Genomic DNA, 21,197 nt, shown 5'->3' with positions numbered 1-21,197 from the left:
GCGCTATGGACCTGACGATTCAACACTTTATTGCGCTGGCGCCGCTGCTGATCACCAGCATCACCGTTGTGGTGGTGATGCTGGGCATCGCATGGCGTCGCAATCACTCGCAATCGTTCCTGCTGACTGTGGCGGGACTCAACCTGGCCCTGCTGTCGATCTACCCGGCCCTCAAGGTCGCGCCGCTGGCGGTCACTCCGCTGCTGCAGATCGACAGCTTCGCCCTGCTGTACATCGGCATCATCCTGGTCTCGACCCTGGCCTGCGTCACCCTGGCTCACGCCTATCTGGGTGAAGGCAAGGCCGGCTATCCGGGCAACCGCGAAGAGCTGTACCTGCTGATCCTGATGGCTGCAGCCGGCGCCATGGTGCTGGTTGCGACCAAGCACCTGGCGGGCCTGTTCATCGGTCTGGAACTGCTCTCGGTGCCGGTCTACGGTCTGGTAGCCTATGCCTTCTTCAACAAGCGTTCGCTGGAAGCCGGTATCAAGTACATGGTGCTGTCGGCGGCAGGCTCTGCATTCCTGCTGTTCGGCATGGCGCTGCTGTACGCCGAAGCCGGCAGCCTGAGCTTCATCGAGATCGGCAAGGCTCTGGCGGCCACCGGTCTGCCTAGCCCGGTGGCAAGCCTGGGTCTGGGCATGATGCTGATCGGCCTGGGCTTCAAGCTGTCGCTGGTGCCGTTCCACCTGTGGACCCCGGACGTGTACGAAGGCGCCCCTGCCCCGGTGGCGGCGTTCCTGGCCACCGCCAGCAAGGTCGCGGTGTTCGGTGTGCTGGTTCGCCTGTTCCAGATCTCGCCTGCGGCCACCAGCGGCGTGCTGAACGATGTCATGTCGGTCATCGCCGTGGCCTCGATCATCATCGGTAACCTGCTGGCCCTGACCCAGAACAACCTCAAGCGTCTGCTGGGTTATTCGTCCATCGCGCACTTCGGCTACATGATGATCGCGATGGTTGCCAGCAAAGGCATGGCGGTCGAAGCCATCAGCGTGTACCTGGTGACCTACGTGCTGACCAGCCTGGGCGCGTTCGGTGTGATCACCCTGATGTCGTCGCCGTACAGCGGCCGCGACGCCGATGCGATGTTCGAATACCGCGGCCTGTTCTGGCGTCGTCCGTACCTGACGGCGGTCCTGACCGTGATGATGCTGTCCCTGGCCGGTATCCCGCTGACCACCGGCTTCATCGGCAAGTTCTACATCATCGCCACCGGCGTCGAGGCTCACCTGTGGTGGCTGACCGGTTCGCTGGTCATCGGCAGCGCCATCGGCGTGTTCTACTACCTGCGTGTGATGGTGACCCTGTACCTGCAGGACTCCAAGATCCAGCGCCACGATGCTCCGTTCAACTGGGCGCAGCGTGCAGGCGGTGTGATGCTGCTGGGCATCACCCTGCTGGCGTTCTTCCTGGGTGTCTACCCGCAGCCGCTGTTGAGTCTGGTGCAACACGCCGGGCTGTGACGGTCGGATGAGCTGCAAAAAACCCTGCTCTTGAGCAGGGTTTTTTTATGGGCGGGCGCAGGCATTGATTCTGTCCCACCGCCCTCTTGGTTTGATCCCTGAGCGCCACACACCTTCATCCGGCACTAGTTTCGGGGTGTCCAGTCCGGCACCTCTGAATACGCATGCCGTGTTCTCGCTGGATCACCACGGAAAACCTCTGGCCTGATGAATGATGAAATCTGCGCTCATCGGGTCATAGACATGTTTGAAATCGCCGAAGCTTCTGGGCATGAAGAATCCGGCCGTTTGCAGTTCAAAACGCAGCTGTTGGGGCTGTATCGGAAACACTCGCAGGGGGTAACAAGCGCCATCGGCAAAGGTGTAGACCCACTCGCACAGCGACGGGTTGAGCTCGCCCAGCGTGACCTGCGCCGTCTTGCCGCAGTAGTAATAGCGCCCGGACGCTGCAAACCTGCCGTTGAGAATCGCTTGAAAATTGCGCTGGTCGATCAGCAGCACCCCACCGGGACGCAGCAGCTGGCGAAAACGCTGCAAGGCCTCGACACGCTCGCTTTGCTCAAAGAGATGGCAGATCGAGCTTCCCAGGCAGAGCACCGCATCGAACCTGCCCAGTTGCCTTGGATCAAGCTCGCGCCAGTCGCTGCAGATGATGGGGATGTCCAGTCCGCGACTGGCAAAGTTGGCCTTGGCTCGCCGCACCATGGTCGGGCTGCCGTCGCAGGCCGTCACATCGAACCCGGCACGGCGCAGCTGCACGGCATGAAATCCGCTGCCGGTTGAGGCATCGAACACCCGGCAGGCGCCGATCCTGAGCAGTTGCTGAATAAAAAAATCGCCCTCCCCCTGCGCCCGCATGTTCCAGTCGATGAGCTCATCCCAGCGACTGACGAAGTCAGCGTTGTACTGCCGGGCGTAGTCCTGATCCAGCGCCCGGGTTGAATCGACGCTCGACGGTGCTGTGTTGACTGACATGGCTGCTCACTCCCTGTTGGCGAATCTGCTCGGCGAAAGCCTGGTATTTGCGGCCCAGTTCATGGGCCCGTCCGGCCGCTTCCTGAACGTTCATTTCGGGCATGAAAAAACCCAGCATCTGTTCCATCACACTCATCTGCTCGGGCTCGAACCGGATACTGCCGTCAGCACGTATCTCTGCGATGCCGTCCTGGCTGAGGCCATCCTTGTTGATCTGAATCGCCACCTCTCGCCTGATCTCGTGGGGCAGGTCCAACAACACCTGCCCCATACCGAGCTTGATCGGGTAGCCCCCCGGCAAGCCGTCAGGCCCTGGCGCATGCACGTGCACCTCGTGATCGGCGAACAGGTTTTCCACTACCGAAATCGCCGACATGGCGGTCAGGTATTGCCCGTCGACGCCGCCCAGACGACGGAAGTGATCGGCCACACTGCCAAAGATGGTTTCAGCGTCGAACCGGTCGCTGCATTCATACCCGTCGATCCAGTAACACAGGTGGAATCTGGGGTCGTCGGGGAGCCCGTAACGGGGCACGTAATGGCTGAAATAGTGCGGCCCTACCAGCTTGACCTTTACCTGTGTCGGCTCGCAGCGGGCCAGACGCGCAATGGCGCTACGAGTGGCGGGCACCAGATTGGCGATGCTGCCGACTCCGATATCCGGGGCCATGCCGACCTTGTACAAGACAGTATTAACAGCGTCCGGAAATGCCGCGTTGACCACCAGCGCCCTTGGGCAGGCCTGTTTGACCGAGCGCATCAGCGCATAGGCCGGCGCCAGATGCATGGGCAGCCAAGGGCCCAGTTGCGCCTGATCGAGCGCTTCGAACGACGCTTCGGGCAGTTGCGTGATGACCCGCCAGGACTGCAAGGACGCGCAGTTGAGGATGATGTCCGGCTTGATCCGCGCCAAGGTTTCGGCGTTGTCGGCAATGCGCGATTCGATCAGGTCCATCTCCCAGCATTCGATCCGCGCGCAGACCTCTTGCTGCAGGGCAGCCTGGCGCAGCAGATTGCACAGGCGTGCGGTGTGCTCCAGATTGCGGCTCGCCACATGAAACTCGAACTGATTGCGTGGCACCAGCACCTGCAGGATCTGCAGACACAGATGACCCCCACCGACAATAAGCAGTTTTTTCCGTTGCATGACATTTCTCCCTGTTGTCTGTGTGTTGCCGGAGCTGTCAGCGGGGGTAGGCACCTTTGTCTACCTCGATGACTTGGCCGGTTAGGTGACGACTCTGATCAGACAGCAGGAACATGATCACGTCGGCGACGCCTTCGGGCTCGAAGGGCTCGTGCAGTACCGCTTGCGGTTGGTATTTCATGCGCCGATCTTCGGCAATGCGGTCGCGCGTCGACGGGCTGCGGATCAGCGCCGGCGACACCGCGTTGACGCGCACCCGTGGGGCGAAATTCCACGCATTGGCCTTGGTCAGGCCGATCACCCCGGCCTGGGTCGCGCCATACAGCGCTTCCCCGTAGCCGACCTCGCCGGCCACCAGGGTGATGTTGATGATGCTGCGGCTGTGTGGGGCCTGCTGCTCGTGCAGGGCAAAGTCCTTGGACAGGTACCCCAGCGACTTGAGGTTGACGGCCCGGATTTCATCGACCTCGTCGTGGCTGTAGTCGTAAACGCTTTTGCCGTGATGCAGGCCTGCGTTGTTGACCAGACCGTGCAGCATGCTGTGGTGCCGATACAGGTTGCTGATGAAGCTCTGGTAGACCTCGGGCCGAGAGAAGTCCACCAGGTGTGTTTCCAGACGATGCGGGGCGACGATGTTCTGCAAATCCTGCAGCCCATGGCGGTCGTTGTCGGCGGCGATGACGAAATACCCGGCGTCGATGCAGGCCATGGCCGTGGCTTTGCCAATGCCATTTGCGGCGCCGGTGATGACGATCTTTTTCATGAGCCTGCCTGTTGGGCGAATAAATTCATGCGTTCTTGGAGCGGTCGGTATGCCTGAACACGCGCTCAAGCCGTGGGACAAAAACGATATCGGACAACCTACAAGTTATATAATCGAGGGTTTTCGCTAATGCCGCTAAAACCTGTATCGCTCAAGGAAAAAGTCGTCGCGTAATAGCCTTTCGATATATTAAGACGTATCCAGATATTTCAGAATCATTGTTGGCTTTAAACTTTCATGGGCAGCGGACGCGCTATTACCCACAACTTTCGAGTCAAGATTTTGCTGATTAAAAAGGCAAGTCAATCCGGGGACATCCATGTGTAGAGTCCTTGCATATGTGTTCATCAGAAACATCCAAGCTCTCAGGCGAAGCTGGCCAATAGCCAACAGAGACGGCTGGTCGTTGCCGACCGCAGGCGATCAGGGTGTAAAGATGGATCCAATTGAATGCGCTGTCAAACGCGTTATGATGGAAAGGTAATGACGAATAATTCTAAATTAATCACTTTTTAGAATTAAATCCTCAAAACCCTTTATCGCCGCGACCTACATCCAACTGAATATCCCCGTGCGAGTGTTTATATAAGAGCGCGAAAACAGCGACTATAAACAATCAAAGCGCCTCAATTGAATGCAGTTCACTCATTTAACTTGCCCTATAGGCATTCGCGTGGTTTCCACACCGAGGTCAAACTTGAGTATTTACTTAACGCACTCGATGCATTGGGGGATGAGGCGCTGTGCGTTAACGTTTCCTATTGCGGCACGAAAATTAAAGGTAAAGGAAGGCACGCAGCGCTTGAGATTTGCCATAACCTGCGGCAATCATCGTGCTCATAACGCAAAGCCCTGTTCGAACAGGGCGCGAGATTACCCAAACCAAGGAGCCTGACCGTGAGTAAACCGTTGAATTCTGAGCGCTACAGCTACCGGGCCCGCTGGTTGCATTGGGTGATGGCCATCCTCATCGTGCTGGCCTACGCGCTGATCCTCAGCCGCAGCCAGTTCCCCAAGGGCACCGATTTGCGTACTTTGGTGGTGCAGTCGCACTTCTGGGTGGGCATCGTGGTGTTGGTCATGGCGTTTTTCCGCGTGGCGGAGCGCCGTCGGCATTCCCCCCCTGGCATCACCCCGCCGCTGCAAGGTGTGCTGCATCTGGCGGCCACCGTGTCGCATTACGCGCTCTACGCCTTTCTGTTCGCGCAGCCGCTGCTGGGGTTGTTTACCGTATTGCTTGAGCGCGGTGCCCTGCCGATCCCTCTGACTTCACTGAGCATTCCCGCGCCGTTCGCGATTGCCAAGGACACCGCCGAGAGCCTGGAACACTTCCATGTGTTGTTGGGCACCATCTTCTATTACGTCATCGGCCTGCACGTCGTGGCCGCCCTCTGGCACCACTTCGTGCGTAAGGACAACACCGTGCGGCGCATGGTCTAGCCCTTTACGCTGGCCTCTTTGAGCAGCTGCTGGATCACCTGTTCCTGGGTGTCGTAGCTGCCTTCGCCAAAATGGGTGTAACGGATCTGGCCCTGTGCGTCGATCAGGTAATGCGCAGGCCAGTACTGATTGCCGAAGGCGCGCCAGATCGCGTAGTTGTTATCGATGGCGATCGGGTAATTCAGGCCCAGCTTCTCGACGCTCTTGCGCACATTGTCGATGACCCGCTCATAGGGGTACTCGGGGGTGTGCACGCCAATCACTAACAACCCGTCCTTCTCGTACTTCTTCGCCCACGCGTTGACGTAAGGGATGCTGTGCTGGCAGTTGATGCAGTCGAAGGTCCAGAAATCCACCAGCACCACCTTGCCGCGCAAGGACTCCTTGGTCAGGGCCGGTGAATTCAGCCACTGCACCGCACCGGACAGCGACGGCATTTCATCCTTGGCACTGACATCCGGCTCGGTGGCGGCTTTGACGCTGTCGACCAGATAGTCGATGACCTTCGGCACACCGCTGAGCACGCCCTGCTCCACTGCTGCCGCCCCTTGTGAGGACGTTCCGGCCAGCAACTGACTCTGGGCGCCACTGGCGATCATCCCGGCGACCAGCAAGGCCGCGCAACCTGCACCGCGTCGCAGCCATGTCGTCACCGGCAACGACAGTTTCAGGCGGGCCATCAGGCCTCGTCCTGCGAAGATCAACACGCCCAGCGACACCGCGCTGCCCAGCCCGTAGGCCAACAGCAACAGGCTGGTCTGTGCGCTCGGGCCTTGCAGCATGGCGCTGGTCAGAATGATCCCCAAAATCGGCCCCGCGCAGGGCGCCCAGAGCAGCCCCGTGGCAATGCCGATCAGCAGCGCCCCCGATGGCCCAGACAGCCTGCGAGTCGCCGGATCGAGCCGATTGCCCAGGGTTATCAGCGGCCACATCAGCCAGTTACCCAGTCTTGCCGAGAGCAGCGACAGGGCAAACAGCACCAGCACCACCAGCGCGATATGACGACCGACGCCGTTGGCCGCTACCACCCAGTCGCTGCTGACCACGGCCAGGCTTGAGACTCCCGCGAAGGTCAGTACCAGCCCCAGCAACGTCCACAATACCGACGCAGCCGAGCGATCGGCGCGAGCGAACAGAAACGGGACCACCGGGAGAATGCACGGGCTGAGGATCGTGACGATCCCGCCAAGAAAAGCGATCAGGAACATGGCGCTACCTGCTTGTCGAGTAGAGGCAGCGCTTACGTGCACTGCCTGGCTTGAGACTGTCGTGGATGTATCAGTTGTCGTGGCAGCCGCCGGAGAAGCTCTGGTAATCGAGCTGGTGGGTCTGGTCCATCGAGTCCAGGTAGGTCAGGCGCGAGGTGACGACGCTGCAGGCCGGGCTCGTGGTTTCTTTCGACGACAGCACCTGCTTGATGTCCAGGTGCTGGCCGTACATGTAAGTCTCAGGCTTGACCACGTCCTGGGCCTGAGCAGACAGGGCACCCAGACTCAGGGCGGCGAACAGGGTGGCGATTGAGAGGTTTTTCCAGTTCATGGCGATCTCCAGTGCTTGATAAGCGATGTGTTCAAGTGGGCCGGGGCGTTGTGCCTCGATGGAGCCTATTGAACGGTCTGGAGGTATCGCGGATGTGTCGGTCAAGCGGGGCAATTGACTCGGCACGTGTCTGTGCGCGGGGTGGATACAGTGGGATACAAATTAAGGGCGTGCCAGATGCATTTTGTAGCAGCACGGCTTGCTGGCGGTTGCGTCCCCACCCTCACCGCCGCCGGCAAGCCGTGCTGCCAAAGAAGCGTCAATGCTGCGTATCAACACTCCCATCCACCGGATCCGGCGGCACGGGGCCGTCCTGGCTGGTGTCGATGCTGACCACCACCGACATGCCCGGTCGCAGGTGCTCGACGCCATCCTGATCGTTGTCCACGGTGATGCGCACAGGGATGCGCTGGGCGATCTTGACGAAGTTGCCGGTGGCGTTGTCGGCGGGTAACAGACTGAACTCGGAGCCCGCCGCTGGAGAAATCCGCTGCACACGACCGCGCATCTTGCGGTTCTCCAGGGCGTCGACGGTGAAGCTCACCGGCTGGCCCAGACGCACGTTGGCCATCTGGGTTTCCTTCATGTTGGCGATGATCCAGCGTGGGCGCGGCACCAGCGCCATCAGCTGCGCCCCGGAGTTGACGTACGCCCCAAGCCGCGTGCCGATCTGCCCCAGCTGACCGTCGCGGGGCGCGGTAATGCGCGTATTGGAGAGGTCGATGCGCGCCAGCTCGATGGAGGCTTCGGCGTTTTTCACCGAGGCCTCAAGAGAACCGCGGTTGACGATCACTGTCTGCAGATCCTGCCGGGCGATTTCCAGCGTCGCCTTGGCTTCGGCCAGCGCCGCCTTGGCCTGGGCATCGGCGGCGCGGGTGACGTCCAGTTCACTCTTGGACACCGAGCCGTCCGTCACCAGCGCGCTGCTGCGACGCAAATCCGCCGCTGCCTTCTCGCTCTGAGCCTGGGCGCTGGCCAACGTGGCCTGACGCTGCACGATGGTAGCCTCGGCACTGCGGCGCTGTTGCAGGTTATTGTCCAGCGCGGCCTTCTGAATGCCCAGTTGCGCCAGGGCCTGATCCAGATGCTGTTGGTAGATGCGGTCATCGATGCGCACCAGCAGATCGCCCTGCTTGACCCACTGGAAATCCTGCACCGGCACCTCATACACGTAGCCGCTCAGTTGCGGACCGATGATCGTGGTCTGGCCCCTGACCTGGGCGTTCTCGGTGCTTTCAATGGGGCTGCTGAACGGCGGCAACTGCCAGGCGTACAGCACGATCAACACCCCGGCCAGGGCGATGCCGCCGAACAGGATCGACGACACCAGCCGCACCCGCGCCGAACGTGGTTGAGTGGTGGCGGGCATGACCGCCGGAGCGGGTGCGGCGGCCTGTGGGGCGGAACTGTTACCTGAGCTGTTGCCTGAAGAGCCAGTAGAACTGCCAGAAGGTTTGCCGGGTTCAGTCATGAAGGTTGAGCGCCAGAAGGTTGAACGGAAGTGGCTGCCGGGGTAGTCGGCGTAAAGGGTGCGACCGGCTCGGTGGTGATCCACAGCCAGGTCGCGCGGCTGGTGATCCAGACCGCCGTGAGGATCGCGATCAGGGCAATCAGCATGAACACATCGTTATAGGCCAGGGTGTTGGCTTCCCGCGTAGCCGCCGTCGCCAGCGCGCGAATCCCCTGATTGGTGCGCGCCGACGGGTCGGCAATGGCTTGAGCATAGGACGCCGCCGAGCTTTGCAGACGCGATTGCACCTGTGGGTCGAGCAGCGTGATGTGCTCGACGATGTGCGCCGAATGGAATTTCTCGCGCCAGACCTGAAACGTGCCCAGCAGCGCCGAGCCGATCAGGCTGCCGACGTTTTGGCAGATCCCGAACATCACCGAAAAACTGACCATGTTGCGCGGGTTGCTGATCACCCCGCTCATGCCCAGCACCAGCGTCGGCCCCAGAAAGAACGTACCGCCGAAGGCCAGCAGAAACTGGCTGAGATACATCTGCGGGCCACGGGTGATGCTGGTGGAAAAACTGTCCATGATCGAGCCTGCGGCCATCAGCGCCAGCGAGATGATCAAGGGCTTGAACAGGTGCTGCGGATTGATCGTCAGGGCGCTGACCGCAAGCCCCGCGACACTGCCCAGCAGCATGAACAAATACAGCGTGTGCAGCTGTTGCGTGCCCTGATTGAGCCCCTGCAGAAACCCCACCGCCCCCGTCGCCTGCTCGGACAGCACGATGCGGGTCAGCAGCACGCCAAGGGCAAAACGGAGCATCCGCCCACTGCCCAGCCAGCGCGTAATCAGCAACGGTCGCGTGCGGTTATGTTCGATGCACAGCCCCGCCAGAATGGTGACGATGGAGAACACCAGCGCCAGGCCGATCCACGGCTCCTCCAGCCACCACTCGATGCGCCCCAGCGACAACGCCGCACACAACGCCGCAAAGCCCGAGGCGAGCAAGGCGAAGGTCAGAAAATCAAGCTTTTCGAAGGCTTTGAAGCGGTCCCCTGGCGGCAACTTGAGGATCAGCACGCAACCCAGCGCCAACAGGCACATGCCCAATTCGAACAGGTACAGCCCGCGCCATTCGGCGATCTGCAGCAGGTCTTCAGACACCAGCCTGGCCAAAGGCGTGGCCAGTTGCGCCGTGCCAAGGCCCAACACCAGCGCCTTCATCCGCCACTTCTGCGCGAAGGCCTGGATCATGTAATACAGCCCTAGCGAACTGAGCGCCGCGCCGACCATGCCGTGGGCCGCACGCACGGCGATGGCCGACTCGATGTCGTTGACGAACAGGTGCGCGAAGGTCACCAACGCATACAACACCAGAAACACTTCGGTGAACGCGCGCAAGCCGAACTGCTGACGAAATTTCACCAGCAACAGGTTCATCGAAACGTTGGTCATCACATACGCGGCAGGCAGCCAGGCAATTTCCGCCTGCGTGGCCCCCAGCGCGCCCTGCAAGTATTGCAGGTTGGCGACCACCAGGGCGTTGCCCAGCCCGCCGGTCAACGCGACGATCACCCCGACCACGGCAAACGCCAGGCGCTTGGGTGTGGGGTGCAACGGTGTGGAAGGCGAGCCCGGTATCGTCGGCCGCTCGTGGGGCGCCCAGTCATGGGGTTTGTACTTGTCGTTCATCGAGCAGACCTGATGGATGCGATGCTGAGACCGTGACCCGAGCGATATTACTCAACGCCCACTCGTACGGTGTGACGACTCGGCGCTTTCTGCAGGCAAATGGGCTGGTTTGGGGTGGGAGTTTAGTTAATTGCCGCCTGTCTGTCTGAGCTCGAGCGACAGTCTTGCGGTATCGAGAAAATCGGCAGCGATTTCCGACGCTACGGGTCCAATCGATCCGGTTTTTCCGACCAATACACGGCCACTCCCGATCAGCCCGTCTACACTGGCTTTCCTGCCCAACGCCCGCTTTTGCTGCCGGGCGTTCCTATCGGATCAACAGGATTCATCGTCATGAAAATTCCAGGTCCCGATCATCCCATCACGATTTCCCCACTCAAGGGCCGCGTGACGGTTCAGTTCAAGGGTGTGCGTGTCGCGCAGAGCGACAAGGCGCTCGAACTCAAGGAGGCGAGTTATCCGGCGGTGATTTATGTGCCCCGCTCGGATATTTCGATTGAACATTACGTTAGAACTGAACATCGAACCCATTGCCCCTACAAGGGCGACGCCAGCTATTTCAGCCTCAGCGCCGATGGCCAGACCGCTGAAAACGCTGTCTGGACATACGAAGAGGCGTATCCGTCGGTCAAGGAGATAGAAGGTCACGTGGCCTTTTATCCGGACAAGGTGACCCTCGACGTTCATTGACGCCGCCCTGCTCCAAGCGCCTTCGCTACCCGACACCGGAGAGAACCGATGCGTCACTCACGCCAGCTACGCGAAACCCCTGCCACGCAGCCGCTGTGCAAGCGCTATCAGAGCGTTCGTCGTCACACCGAGCAACTGGTCGCCCCGCTCAGCGCCGAAGACATGGTCGTGCAGTCGATGCCCGATGCCAGTCCGGCCAAGTGGCACATGGCGCACACCACCTGGTTCTTCGAAACCTTTCTGCTGATGCCCAACGTGACGGATTACAAGGCGTTCGATCCGACCTTCGGTTATCTCTTCAACTCGTATTACGAAGCTGTCGGCCCGCGTCATCCGCGCCCGCAACGGGGGCTGATGACCCGGCCGGGGGTCGATCAGGTGAAGGCTTATCGCAGCTACGTCGATGAGCACATGGGCAAGCTGTTGATGGGTTCGGTGTCCGATGAAATGGCGAGCCTGATCGAGCTGGGCCTGGCCCATGAAGAGCAGCATCAGGAACTGCTGCTGATGGACATCCTGCACCTGTTCAGCCTGTCCTCGCTCAAGCCCGCCTATGACCTGGCCTGGCCGAAAGACGCCGCTGGCCGTCGGGGCCAGTTCAAGCCGCTGAGCAACGGGCTGACGCAGATCGGCCATGGCGGCAAATCCTTCGCTTTCGATCATGAAGGCCCGCGCCACACCACCTATCTGCAATCCTTTGAAATCAGCGATCGGCTGGTCACCAACGGCGAGTGGCTGAGCTTTATCGCCGATGGCGGCTATCACACGGCTGCGCTGTGGCTGTCCGAAGGCTGGACGTTGATTCAGGAACTGGACTGGAACGCGCCGCTGTACTGGCAGCACGACGACAACGGCTGGAAACGCATGAGCCTGCGCGGTCTCGAAGACATCGACCCGGCAGGCCCTGTCACCCACATCAGCTATTACGAAGCCGCCGCCTTCGCCACCTGGGCCGGTGCCCGTTTGCCCACCGAGGCCGAATGGGAAGCCGCAGCCCGCGCGGGCCTGCTCGAACAAGTGGACGATGTGGCCTGGCAATGGACCCAGAGTGCCTACAGTGCCTACCCAGGCTTCAAGCCATCGGCGGGCGCGGTGGGCGAGTACAACGGCAAGTTCATGGTCAACCAGATGGTGCTGCGCGGTGGCGCCAGCGTGACGTCCCCCGATCACTGCCGGCTCACCTATCGCAACTTCTTCCCGACCGACAAACGCTGGATGGTCGCCGGGTTGCGCCTGGCTCGCGACAGCCGCCAGCCGGGCGTGGTCAACCCGAACGACAGCGAATTCGCTCGAGACGTGGTCGCAGGGCTGTCCGCGCCAGTCAAATCACTGTCGCCGAAATACTTTTACGATGCCGCTGGGTCCGACCTGTTCGAGGCCATCTGCGAAACCGCCGAGTACTACCCCACTCGCGCCGAAACCGGTTTGCTCAAAGGCATCGCCGGACAGATTGCCGCGTCGATTCCCGAAGGTGCAGCTCTGGTTGAATTCGGCAGTGGCGCCAGCGAAAAAACCCGGCTGGTGCTCGACGCGGCGCCCCACATTGCGGTCTATGTGCCCATCGACATCAGCGCCACGGCCCTGAACAAGGCCGCCAAATCCCTAAGCCAGAAGTACCCGAAACTCGTGGTTGCACCACAGGTCGATGACTTCACCCGCGTACTGACGCTGCCCAAAGAAGCCAACGGTCACACCCGCGTCGGTTTCTTCCCTGGTTCGACCATCGGCAACTTCACCCACGATGAAGCGGTGGCGTTTCTGCATTCGGCCCATGAAGTGTTGGGTCCGCAGGCGCATTTCATCGTCGGCGTGGACATGGTCAAGGATGCCGACACGCTGGTAGCGGCCTACGACGACGCCGAGGGCGTCACCGCGCGCTTCAACAAGAACCTGCTGGTGCGGATCAATCGCGAGCTGGGGGCGGATTTCAATGTCGATGCGTTCCGCCACGAAGCGGTGTGGAATGACGAACAAGCGCGCATGGAAATGCATCTGGTGAGTCAGGTCGAACAGGTGGTGAGCGTTGCCGGCCAGCGCTTTCACTTCGCGGCGGGTGAGCGGCTGCACACCGAGAATTCGCACAAGTTCACGGTCGAGTCGTTCACTGAGCTGGCGGCGCGAGCGGGCTGGCGTGTGAGTCAGCACTGGATCAGTGATGCGCCCGAGATGGCGTTGTTTAGCTTGCGGGCATAGTAACGGTCAGGTGCGGTAAAACCTGTGGGAGCGAATTCATTCGCGAGACGGTATTTCAGGCAACAAAGATGTATCGCCTGTGCTGTCCCCTCGCGGATGAATTCGCTCCCACAGTGGATCGTAGGCCTGGCCTAGCAGCGGTTTACAGCCATCGATCTTGGGCGGCCCATGCAAATATGCACACCGAGGGTGCACGATTCTTCATTGTCATTTGCAAAATTGCGCTGTTAGCATCCTTGCTGCATCTCACGGAGCGCGGCCCCCTGCGGGTCGGCTGAACGAGCAAAAAGAACAAAAGCCACAGGGAGTCAGCAATGACGGCACAGGTAGCATCGGCCACGTCTTCAGGCCAGGAACCGGCTTGCGACACCGTTCTGTCCGAAGTACGCAATCACATCGGCCACATCACCCTCAATCGTCCGCAAGGGCTGAACGCCATCGATCTTGAAATGGTCCGCCAGCTGCAACAGCAGCTCGATGCGTGGGCCGATGACGACAAAGTTTACGCCGTCGTCCTGCGCGGCGCCGGTGAAAAAGCCTTCTGCGCCGGTGGCGACATTCGCGCGCTGTACGACAGCTTCATGGGCCGTCGAACCGAGCATCAGGATTTCTTCGTCGAAGAATACGCCCTGGACCTCACTCTGCATCACTACCGCAAACCCGTCATGGCGCTGATGGACGGCTTCGTGCTCGGCGGCGGCATGGGCCTGGCACAGGGCGTTGACCTGCGCGTGGTCACCGAACGCACCCGCTTGGCGATGCCGGAAGTGGCCATTGGTTATTTCCCTGACGTGGGCGGCAGTTATTTCCTGCCTCGGGTGCCGGGCGAGCTGGGCATCTATCTGGGCGTGACCGGCGTGCAGATTCACGCTGCCGACGCGCTGTATTGCGGTCTGGCTGACTGGTACCTGCAAAGCGCACGGCTGGCGGATCTGGATCGCCAGCTCGACACGCTGAAATGGACCCTGACTCCGCTCAAGGACTTGCAAGGCGCGCTGGCGAAAATAGGCGTTCAGCAATTGCCTGACGCGCCGCTGGCCCGCCTGCGCCCGGCCATCGATCATTTCTTTGCCCTGCCGGACATCCCGAGCATCATCGAACAGCTGTTGGAGGTGAACGTCGCCGACACCCATCACTGGGCCGTGGATACCGCCAACCTGATGAAAACCCGCTCACCACTGGCCATGGCCGTGACCCTGGAGCTGCTGCGCCGCGGTCGTCATCTGCCACTGGAAACCTGCTTCGACCTGGAGCTGCATCTGGATCGTCAGTGGTTCGAACGGGGCGACCTGATCGAGGGCGTGCGCGCCCTGATCGTAGACAAAGACAAGAAACCGCACTGGAACCCGCCCACCGTGCAGGCACTGGATGCCGAGCACGTGGCGAGCTTCTTCAGCGGTCATGAGGCGTGACCTATGCAAGACCTTGAACTGACCGAAGAACAGATCATGATTCGCGACATGGCGCGCGAATTCGCCCGCAACGAGATCGCGCCCCACGCCAGGCGGTGGGAAGACGCTGGCTGGATCGACGATGCCCTGGTCGCCAAGCTGGGCGAACTGGGCCTGTTGGGGATGATCGTTCCCGAGCAATGGGGCGGCACCTACATCGACTATGTGGCCTATGCGCTGGCAGTCGAAGAAATCTCCGCAGGCGATGCGGCCACTGGCACCCTCATGAGCGTGCACAGCTCGGTGGGCTGCGGCCCGGTGCTCAACTACGGCAGCGACGAGCAGAAAAACCAGTGGCTGGAAAAACTCGCCTCCGGCCAGGCCATCGGTTGCTTTTGCCTGACCGAACCCCAGGCCGGTTCCGAAGCCCATAACCTGCGTACCCGCGCCGAGCTCAAGCATGGCCAATGGGTGCTCAATGGCGCCAAACAGTTCGTCAGCAACGGCAAGCGGGCACAGCTGGCGATTGTGTTTGCCGTCACCGACCCGGATCTGGGCAAAAAAGGCATTTCGGCGTTTCTGGTGCCCACCGACAACCCCGGTTACACGGTCGATCGCATGGAACACAAGATGGGCATCAAGGCCTCGGACACCTGCGCCGTGACCCTGAGCGACTGCCGCATCCCCGAAGCCAACCTGCTGGGCGAGCGCGGCAAGGGCCTGGCCATCGCCCTCTCCAACCTGGAAGGCGGTCGCATCGGCATTGCCGCGCAAGCCTTGGGCATCGCTCGCGCGGCGTTTGAAGCCGCGCTGGTCTATGCCCGTGAGCGGGTGCAGTTCGACAAGCCGATCATCGAGCACCAGAGCGTCTCCAATCTGTTGGCCGACATGCACACCCGCATCAACGCCTCACGCCTGATGGTGCTGCACGCCGCGCGCCTGCGCACGGCGGGCAAGCCCTGTCTGTCGGAAGCCTCGCAGGCCAAGCTGTTCGCCTCCGAGATGGCCGAGTGGGTCTGCTCCAAGGCGGTCCAGATCCACGGCGGCTACGGTTATCTGGAAGACTACCCGGTGGAAAAATACTACCGGGACGCACGCATCACCCAGATCTACGAAGGCTCCAGCGAAATCCAGCGATTGCTGATTGCTCGAGAGTTGCGTCGCTACACGTTATAAATCCCGCGCGTGCCGGGCCCTCAAGGGCTCGGCGCAAAGCTGTGCCGCCCCAGCCGCAGGATCAACAGAATCAGCGAGTCGGCATTGTTCAACATGATCAGACTGCGGCGGCTGACATCCGACAGAAACACGTCTCGTGCCTGATCCAGATTTTTCGCCCCGGTAATACGCAGAATGAGATTGTAGCCACGGTCATCGTTGGGTTTCATATCCCGCAACCGCCCTGCCTCGTACGTCGTGAACAGGCTGGCTTTTTTGGTTCGATGGGACAAGCGATGCTCCTGCAGGCGTTCCACCTGAGTCTTCGTCCTGAGGTTCTCGGCGCTGTCCACAGCGAGCAAATCAGGATACGGCGCCATCACTTCCAGGTAGGCGATATCTTCCGTATCGAGGATCTGATGCGACAACTCATGCAGCAGGATCGCCGCCCGATGATGGATCGACGATTCAAAACCCTGTGCCGCCGCTTGAGGGGTCAGCGAGTAACGCGCTGGGTGAAAATACTGCTCGCTCAGAAACACGCGGCGCTGGACGTCGTCCTTGATGACGAAGGCTGTCACGGCCTCATGTCCTGGCCGGTTGGACCCCACGATGAAGCGCGGCGATGAAAAGGGTGACAACGACGGGTCCGTAACTGCATCGAACAATGCCTTGATCGACTTTTCGACGCGGATCAGCAGCGCTCTGTCAGGCGTCTGAACCCCGAAAAAATCACCAATGATACGCATGACCCGGGGGTCCAGCGGGGCTCCCGGTTGAGCAAGGTTGAGGTTATCCAGGCTGTTTTGCAGATATTGCCTGGCCTGCAGGTGCGCCTGGACGATGCGCCTGGCGCGGTCGCGGTACAGCAATCGAATATCAGGCATGCCGCTGGCTTCGATAATCATGGCATTCGCCACACTGCGCTCGACATTGCTGACAGCGAGCTTACCGACAACGCCGCCTCCTCCTCGTAGACGCAGGTTCACATCCAACTGCCAATGCTGATTACTGTCGATCGTCAGCCCTGGGCCGGGCGCGCCATCGGCCCCGACGATGGTCCAATCACCGCTCTGGGGTATACGCCTGACCTGATACACCTTGCCGGCAACCACGGCGTAAGGGATATCGTCTTCCTGGGTGAAATAGAGGTTGAGCAGCTTGTCATGACGCATCTGCTCAAGCGCCACGTTTCGGGCTTCCAGTGCCTGCAGCCGTGCACGTTGCTCGACAGTCAGCGGCGTATCACGCCAGGAAAAAACCGCAGGCGCCTGCCCCTCTTGATCCACGGCAAGTTCGCTGCCGGGTTGATCCTCTGCGGCCTGCTCTCGGGTCGAGACCATGACCGCCAGCGCCGCAGAAAACTCGGACAGCGCCTCGCCCCAACGGCGCCCCGAAGCGGATGCGGCGGATGCGCGAAACCAGGTCTGGGCTTGCCAGAGCGTAATCAACGCCGCCAGCTTGCTCGGCAGCAGGTTAAGTACCTGCTCGACACCCAGCGTGGCGAGAAAGGTTGTGCCTGCCCGATCGGCCTGCGAGTTGGTCACGGCGTTGGAGATGCCCTCGTCGAGTAACAGCCTGACCGTGCCGGTGAACATCGACTGCAACGCGTTGCCCTTGATTTCCGTGACCCCAAGCGTCACCGGGCCGGGTGCACGCAGCGGCACATTACCGAATCCCTCGACCGAAAACGGCAGGTGCGGCTCGACAAAACCGCCGTGGGCGTAACGGCGATGAACTTCGGGCTCGACCCGATCAAGCACAAGCTGCTGCAACGCCTCTTCGCTGCGAATGGCCGCCAGCAACTGGGCCTGACTGGCAAACTCACGGAAGGTAAAAGGCCCATGGTGAATCGCCAGAAGCACCACTGGACCAGCGTCGGCCGCCGATGGGCAGATCATGTACACACCGGTTACCGGATCCGGGGTCATCCCCGCATCGGCGACCAATTGCAGCGGGGTAAGGATCACACGCACCCCGTCGACCGGTTCGCGGGCGATACCGTCAGGCATCTCCAGCACCCGCGATACATATTGATAGGCCTTCGCGCTTAGTTTGCCCTGAATCTTCTCCGGCAACGCGACCGTCAGCAGCGTCAACGGCAGTTGCTCGATGAACAGCCGTTTGCGCAATGCATAGTTTTCATCGCCCGCAGTCAGCGCTTTGCGCAGCAACGTCACATAGCCGGTGCCGACGTCCAAGCGCGTGACCAACTGGCGCAGATAGGCAGGCGTCAGCACGCGGGCGATCGATGCATGCGCTTCACACTCGACACTGAGCATGGCATCCGGTTCGTTGACAAAACGGTTGATCGCAAACGCGGTCAGCGATTGGCGGTCTATCAGCGTCGCCGCTGGTATCGCAGACGGCAATTGGCCCACCGCCGGAATCGCCGTGGCATAGCGGCGCGCAATCACGGTGATCTGATCGGGGTCCAGTGACTGCCCGGGAAAGTCTTGAGCCAACTGTTTCAACAGTTGCTCACGGGCGTACCCCTGCTGAGTGGGGATATCGAACAGAAAATCCTTGCCGCCGTCGCTGACCAGGTAATAGCGCGCCAACAAATCGCAATAACGCTTGAGATCCAAAAGCGGCGCGGACTTGAGCCATGGCGGCAGCAGCGCCTCGAATAAATTGTTATCCACCCGCACCGAGAGCCCGTCGAGCATGTTGCACAGCGATGCGTCGACCTGCGCTTGTGCAGCCAGACGCGTGAACAGCCCGGCTTCGAAACGGCAGCGTCTGGCGCGTACACAGAGCTGGCGCAGGTTCTGCTTCTGATGGTCAAGCACGGTTTGCTGCAAAGCCTGGATCGCGTGCCCGTCCACCGGGTTCAGGACCACCTGTATCGAGTTGCCCGAGGGCTGGACCAAGTGCGCGCGCAAGGCACGTCTATCAGCTTCGCCGACCCGTTCCAGCCAGCGCTCGCGGTGAGGGCCGCCTAGCTCGCGTTGCAGGAGTGTCTGCAATGCCTGCAACGAAGCAAAGGGCCGCCAGCCAGACTCGGTGGTCCAGAGCAGGCCTGGCCGTTGTGGGCCGAGCGGCTGGCGCAAGACCAGGATGTCGCAAAGCGGCGCTGTGTTTCCCGCGTACACCAACGACAGGGTATAGGCCTCAGTCACCGGCTCGGCCAACGCCGTGCGCAGAGCGCGAACCGGGCGGGATAATACTTGCTGCGCCATGTTCACTACCCCGTCGTCGAATCGGTGCGTGCGCCCAGCCAGTGCCAGGTCCAGCCGCATGCCGCCCTCGCGCAGGCGTTGCGCCTCCCATTCAGCAAGCACCTGTTGATTGTCCCATCGCTGGGTAACGCTCATGGACTGCTCGAACGCGCTGACGTAGAGCTCCGGGAAGCGGGGGGCGATCTTGTCCAGCATCCGCTGCACCCACTCGATCTGCAGTTGCCCTGCCAGGCTCGGCGAAGCCAACACAAGCTGTGCCCCAGCGGGAAGTGTCCGGGAGCGATGGCCACTGACACATTCAAGCAGCAGAGACGGCAGATCCATGGAAACCGCGCGCTGTGACTCGCTCACAGCAGTCGCCGCCGTTTCGACATCCGAGGCGTCCTCGGCGGCCGACTCCAGCCACCGCACGCGAATGTCTGTGGCGTTTACCTGATCGCGAACGAGCACGCACAGGTAACGCTGCAGCGCCTGCTCGGCACACCCGCGTAACGTGCTGCCCTGACGTCGCAGACGCTCGGCCCGCAAGTCGAAATCCTTGGTTTGCTGCTGCCAGGACGGCAGTTGCGTAGGTGCGTTGTCGGCATCGGGATCGGGATCGGCCGCAGCTGGCAATCGAGCGCTTTGCTGTACGTCGGCTCGGGGCTTGACCCAGGCATCGTCGAAGTCGAACCAGGCGCCTGCCTGCCAGCGCCCTGCATTGAATCGCAGCTGCGTCGGATCCAGCAGGCGGCGTATATCCAGCGCATCGTCGAGCATTGCCACACGCGCTTGCGGTGTACTGGTCAACCCTAATGCATAAGCAAGATTGCGCGCCTGTACGGCGATAATCGAATCCACCCGTTCGGCGAACAGCGGTGTGGCAATGGCCAACAGCTCGACCTGCCACTGGCCGGTTTGCTCCAACATCGGCTGATCCTGCAGCGCCAGCGCCGGTCGCAGCTTCTGGTGTCCCTCAACCGTGGAGAGGAACTCGGTCAGCGCCTTCAGATCGGCGAAATCGAGCCACTGATGGTCCGGCGTAAACCACAGCAGCGAACCATCACCTGGGGTCTGCGACTTGACCACGAATGTGCCGGCCAAATCACAGCCAACGCGGCTGCCAACCTTGAGGGTCATGCGATAGCCGTTATTCGCCGTATCCTGCTGCAGCAGCCCGATGAGCCTTTGCGTACTTTTGTTGTCTGCATGGCAACGGTCGTAAATCTGATGACGCACACTGTCGCCAAAACGCTCGATGGCCAGCGCCCGGCGCGTGCTGTTTTCTGCCCATTCAGCCCCCCAGAACGTCTTGAGCAGGTCGCCGTAACAGGTGGCGACATCTTTTTTCGAATCGGCCAACGCCTTACTGAACACCGCGGCCTCGGTGGCACTGGCAATTGTCCCTTTGGCATCGAGAAAGCGCCGCTGCTGGCCCTCGGGCAGAGGCACCGCGCAGTAGTCCTCGAAAGCGGCGCGGGCCAATGTTTGCGTGGTTACGACCGACCCGCCATCATTGCTGGCCGTGGTGACCTGTTGCAGCAGATGAGTGGCAGGGTCGAGCGTCTTGTAGGCCTCAATGGTGTGCAGCTGAGCACCGAGCGAGGCGCTCGACGCGGCCTCAAGGGATGGCGTCTGCCTGAATTCATGGGTCAAGTGCGTAATCCGTGCAACCTGGTGCTCGACGATCGCCAGCATTTGCACCTTGAAGGGATCGCCGTCGATTTTCTGCGCTTCGAAAATCGCATTCGCGTGCCCATCGGCAGACCGTGCTCGTAGCGCGGACAACAGCGCGGCGCGATCACTGAACACCTCGATGCCTCTGGCCAGGGTGTGCAGGTACACGCGCCTGTCATCGGTCAGCGTATGGCTCAACAGCAGCGCGGCCGACAGCTCCAGGGATTGGAGGCAAATGTCGTCAACGGTGAGCCGATCGACCCTCACCGGATCGGTGTCATCGGCAACCGGTGTGCGGGTCAGACCGAGCAGCCAACGGCGCTCATCAGACCCAAGACGTTCAGTGTGCAGCGCCAGGTCAAGCTCATCGATAAAACGTTGTCTGAGTGAGACCGTGTGGAAATAACGGGAGGGTGCAGTAGCCATCAATAGCTCCTTATTGCAGAACGGCTCAAA

14 protein-coding genes are annotated in these 21,197 nt (G+C 61.0%); 6 read left to right on the top strand and 8 right to left on the bottom strand.

The window, feature by feature from the left end; translation table 11 throughout:
* Positions 1–5: 5 nt before the first annotated feature.
* Entirely contained in the window at positions 6–1,463 is a 1,458-nt protein-coding gene (gene nuoN, locus AC07V9_RS07765; protein WP_495015150.1) for an NADH-quinone oxidoreductase subunit NuoN, read from the top strand.
* A gap of 183 nt (positions 1,464–1,646) precedes the next feature.
* Here the strand turns inward: nuoN and AC07V9_RS07760 are convergent, their stop codons facing one another.
* Genes AC07V9_RS07760 through AC07V9_RS07750 form a run of 3 tightly spaced genes read right to left on the bottom strand, consistent with a single transcriptional unit; the run spans position 1,647 to position 4,348 of the window.
* The gene (locus tag AC07V9_RS07760) at positions 1,647–2,438 is read right to left on the bottom strand and encodes a class I SAM-dependent methyltransferase (RefSeq protein ID WP_495015149.1); all 792 of its coding nucleotides are present in this window, start codon (positions 2,436–2,438) and stop codon (positions 1,647–1,649) included.
* Positions 2,359–3,585 (bottom strand): hypothetical protein, encoded by a 1,227-nt coding sequence (locus AC07V9_RS07755; protein WP_495015148.1) that lies wholly within the window; start codon positions 3,583–3,585, stop codon positions 2,359–2,361. Before AC07V9_RS07755 ends, AC07V9_RS07760 begins: the two co-directional genes overlap by 80 nt.
* A 37-nt stretch (positions 3,586–3,622) precedes the next feature.
* Entirely contained in the window at positions 3,623–4,348 is a 726-nt protein-coding gene (locus AC07V9_RS07750) for an SDR family NAD(P)-dependent oxidoreductase (RefSeq protein ID WP_495015147.1), read from the bottom strand.
* Positions 4,349–5,245: 897 nt separating this feature from the next.
* Here AC07V9_RS07750 and AC07V9_RS07745 point away from each other — a divergent pair.
* A complete protein-coding gene (locus tag AC07V9_RS07745) occupies positions 5,246–5,788 on the top strand; it encodes a cytochrome b (protein WP_495015146.1) in 543 nt (180 codons plus the stop codon).
* On the opposite strand, the gene AC07V9_RS07740 is transcribed toward AC07V9_RS07745, so the two are convergent.
* The 4 genes from AC07V9_RS07740 to AC07V9_RS07725 form a co-directional block, all read right to left on the bottom strand.
* Positions 5,785–6,996, bottom strand: coding sequence for a cytochrome c biogenesis protein DipZ (locus AC07V9_RS07740; RefSeq protein WP_495015145.1), 1,212 nt, complete (start codon positions 6,994–6,996; stop codon positions 5,785–5,787). The genes AC07V9_RS07745 and AC07V9_RS07740 overlap by 4 nt on opposite strands.
* A 70-nt stretch (positions 6,997–7,066) precedes the next feature.
* Positions 7,067–7,327, bottom strand: coding sequence for a DUF2790 domain-containing protein (locus tag AC07V9_RS07735; protein WP_495015144.1), 261 nt, complete (start codon positions 7,325–7,327; stop codon positions 7,067–7,069).
* 259 nt (positions 7,328–7,586) lie between these two features.
* Positions 7,587–8,798 carry an HlyD family secretion protein gene (locus tag AC07V9_RS07730; RefSeq protein WP_495015143.1) on the bottom strand — a complete coding sequence of 404 codons (1,212 nt, stop codon included), beginning with the start codon at positions 8,796–8,798 and terminating at the stop codon, positions 7,587–7,589.
* Positions 8,795–10,474 (bottom strand): MFS transporter, encoded by a 1,680-nt coding sequence (locus tag AC07V9_RS07725; RefSeq protein WP_495015142.1) that lies wholly within the window; start codon positions 10,472–10,474, stop codon positions 8,795–8,797. Before AC07V9_RS07725 ends, AC07V9_RS07730 begins: the two co-directional genes overlap by 4 nt.
* A 333-nt stretch (positions 10,475–10,807) precedes the next feature.
* On the opposite strand from AC07V9_RS07725, the gene AC07V9_RS07720 reads away from it, so the two are divergent.
* The 4 genes from AC07V9_RS07720 to AC07V9_RS07705 all read left to right on the top strand — a co-directional run bounded on the left by AC07V9_RS07720 (position 10,808) and on the right by AC07V9_RS07705 (position 15,924).
* The gene (locus tag AC07V9_RS07720; RefSeq protein ID WP_495015141.1) at positions 10,808–11,164 is read left to right on the top strand and encodes a DUF427 domain-containing protein; all 357 of its coding nucleotides are present in this window, start codon (positions 10,808–10,810) and stop codon (positions 11,162–11,164) included.
* Between the two features lie 48 nt (positions 11,165–11,212).
* A complete protein-coding gene (gene egtB / locus AC07V9_RS07715) occupies positions 11,213–13,357 on the top strand; it encodes an ergothioneine biosynthesis protein EgtB (RefSeq protein ID WP_495015140.1) in 2,145 nt (714 codons plus the stop codon).
* Between the two features lie 314 nt (positions 13,358–13,671).
* The gene (locus AC07V9_RS07710; RefSeq protein WP_495015139.1) at positions 13,672–14,769 is read left to right on the top strand and encodes an enoyl-CoA hydratase/isomerase family protein; all 1,098 of its coding nucleotides are present in this window, start codon (positions 13,672–13,674) and stop codon (positions 14,767–14,769) included.
* Between the two features lie 3 nt (positions 14,770–14,772).
* On the top strand, positions 14,773–15,924 hold the full coding sequence (locus AC07V9_RS07705) for an acyl-CoA dehydrogenase family protein (protein WP_495015138.1): 1,152 nt from the start codon (positions 14,773–14,775) through the stop codon (positions 15,922–15,924).
* A gap of 20 nt (positions 15,925–15,944) precedes the next feature.
* Here the strand turns inward: AC07V9_RS07705 and AC07V9_RS07700 are convergent, their stop codons facing one another.
* The gene (locus tag AC07V9_RS07700) at positions 15,945–21,167 is read right to left on the bottom strand and encodes a hypothetical protein (protein WP_495015137.1); all 5,223 of its coding nucleotides are present in this window, start codon (positions 21,165–21,167) and stop codon (positions 15,945–15,947) included.
* Positions 21,168–21,197: the final 30 nt, after the last annotated feature.

The sequence above is a fragment of the Pseudomonas sp. GW821-FHT02A11 genome, assembly GCF_059421985.1.
The sequence above is the reverse complement of the archived record's forward strand: the minus strand, read 5'-3'. Positions and strand labels throughout refer to the sequence as shown.

Coding starts and splice junctions, on each gene's coding strand:
- nuoN (WP_495015150.1), top strand. CDS start 6: ATGGACCTGACGATTCAACACTTTATTGCGCTGGCGCCGCTGCTGATC.
- AC07V9_RS07760 (WP_495015149.1), bottom strand. CDS start 2,438: ATGTCAGTCAACACAGCACCGTCGAGCGTCGATTCAACCCGGGCGCTG.
- AC07V9_RS07755 (WP_495015148.1), bottom strand. CDS start 3,585: ATGCAACGGAAAAAACTGCTTATTGTCGGTGGGGGTCATCTGTGTCTG.
- AC07V9_RS07750 (WP_495015147.1), bottom strand. CDS start 4,348: ATGAAAAAGATCGTCATCACCGGCGCCGCAAATGGCATTGGCAAAGCC.
- AC07V9_RS07740 (WP_495015145.1), bottom strand. CDS start 6,996: ATGTTCCTGATCGCTTTTCTTGGCGGGATCGTCACGATCCTCAGCCCG.
- AC07V9_RS07735 (WP_495015144.1), bottom strand. CDS start 7,327: ATGAACTGGAAAAACCTCTCAATCGCCACCCTGTTCGCCGCCCTGAGT.
- AC07V9_RS07730 (WP_495015143.1), bottom strand. CDS start 8,798: ATGACTGAACCCGGCAAACCTTCTGGCAGTTCTACTGGCTCTTCAGGC.
- AC07V9_RS07725 (WP_495015142.1), bottom strand. CDS start 10,474: ATGAACGACAAGTACAAACCCCATGACTGGGCGCCCCACGAGCGGCCG.
- AC07V9_RS07720 (WP_495015141.1), top strand. CDS start 10,808: ATGAAAATTCCAGGTCCCGATCATCCCATCACGATTTCCCCACTCAAG.
- egtB (WP_495015140.1), top strand. CDS start 11,213: ATGCGTCACTCACGCCAGCTACGCGAAACCCCTGCCACGCAGCCGCTG.
- AC07V9_RS07710 (WP_495015139.1), top strand. CDS start 13,672: ATGACGGCACAGGTAGCATCGGCCACGTCTTCAGGCCAGGAACCGGCT.
- AC07V9_RS07705 (WP_495015138.1), top strand. CDS start 14,773: ATGCAAGACCTTGAACTGACCGAAGAACAGATCATGATTCGCGACATG.
- AC07V9_RS07700 (WP_495015137.1), bottom strand. CDS start 21,167: ATGGCTACTGCACCCTCCCGTTATTTCCACACGGTCTCACTCAGACAA.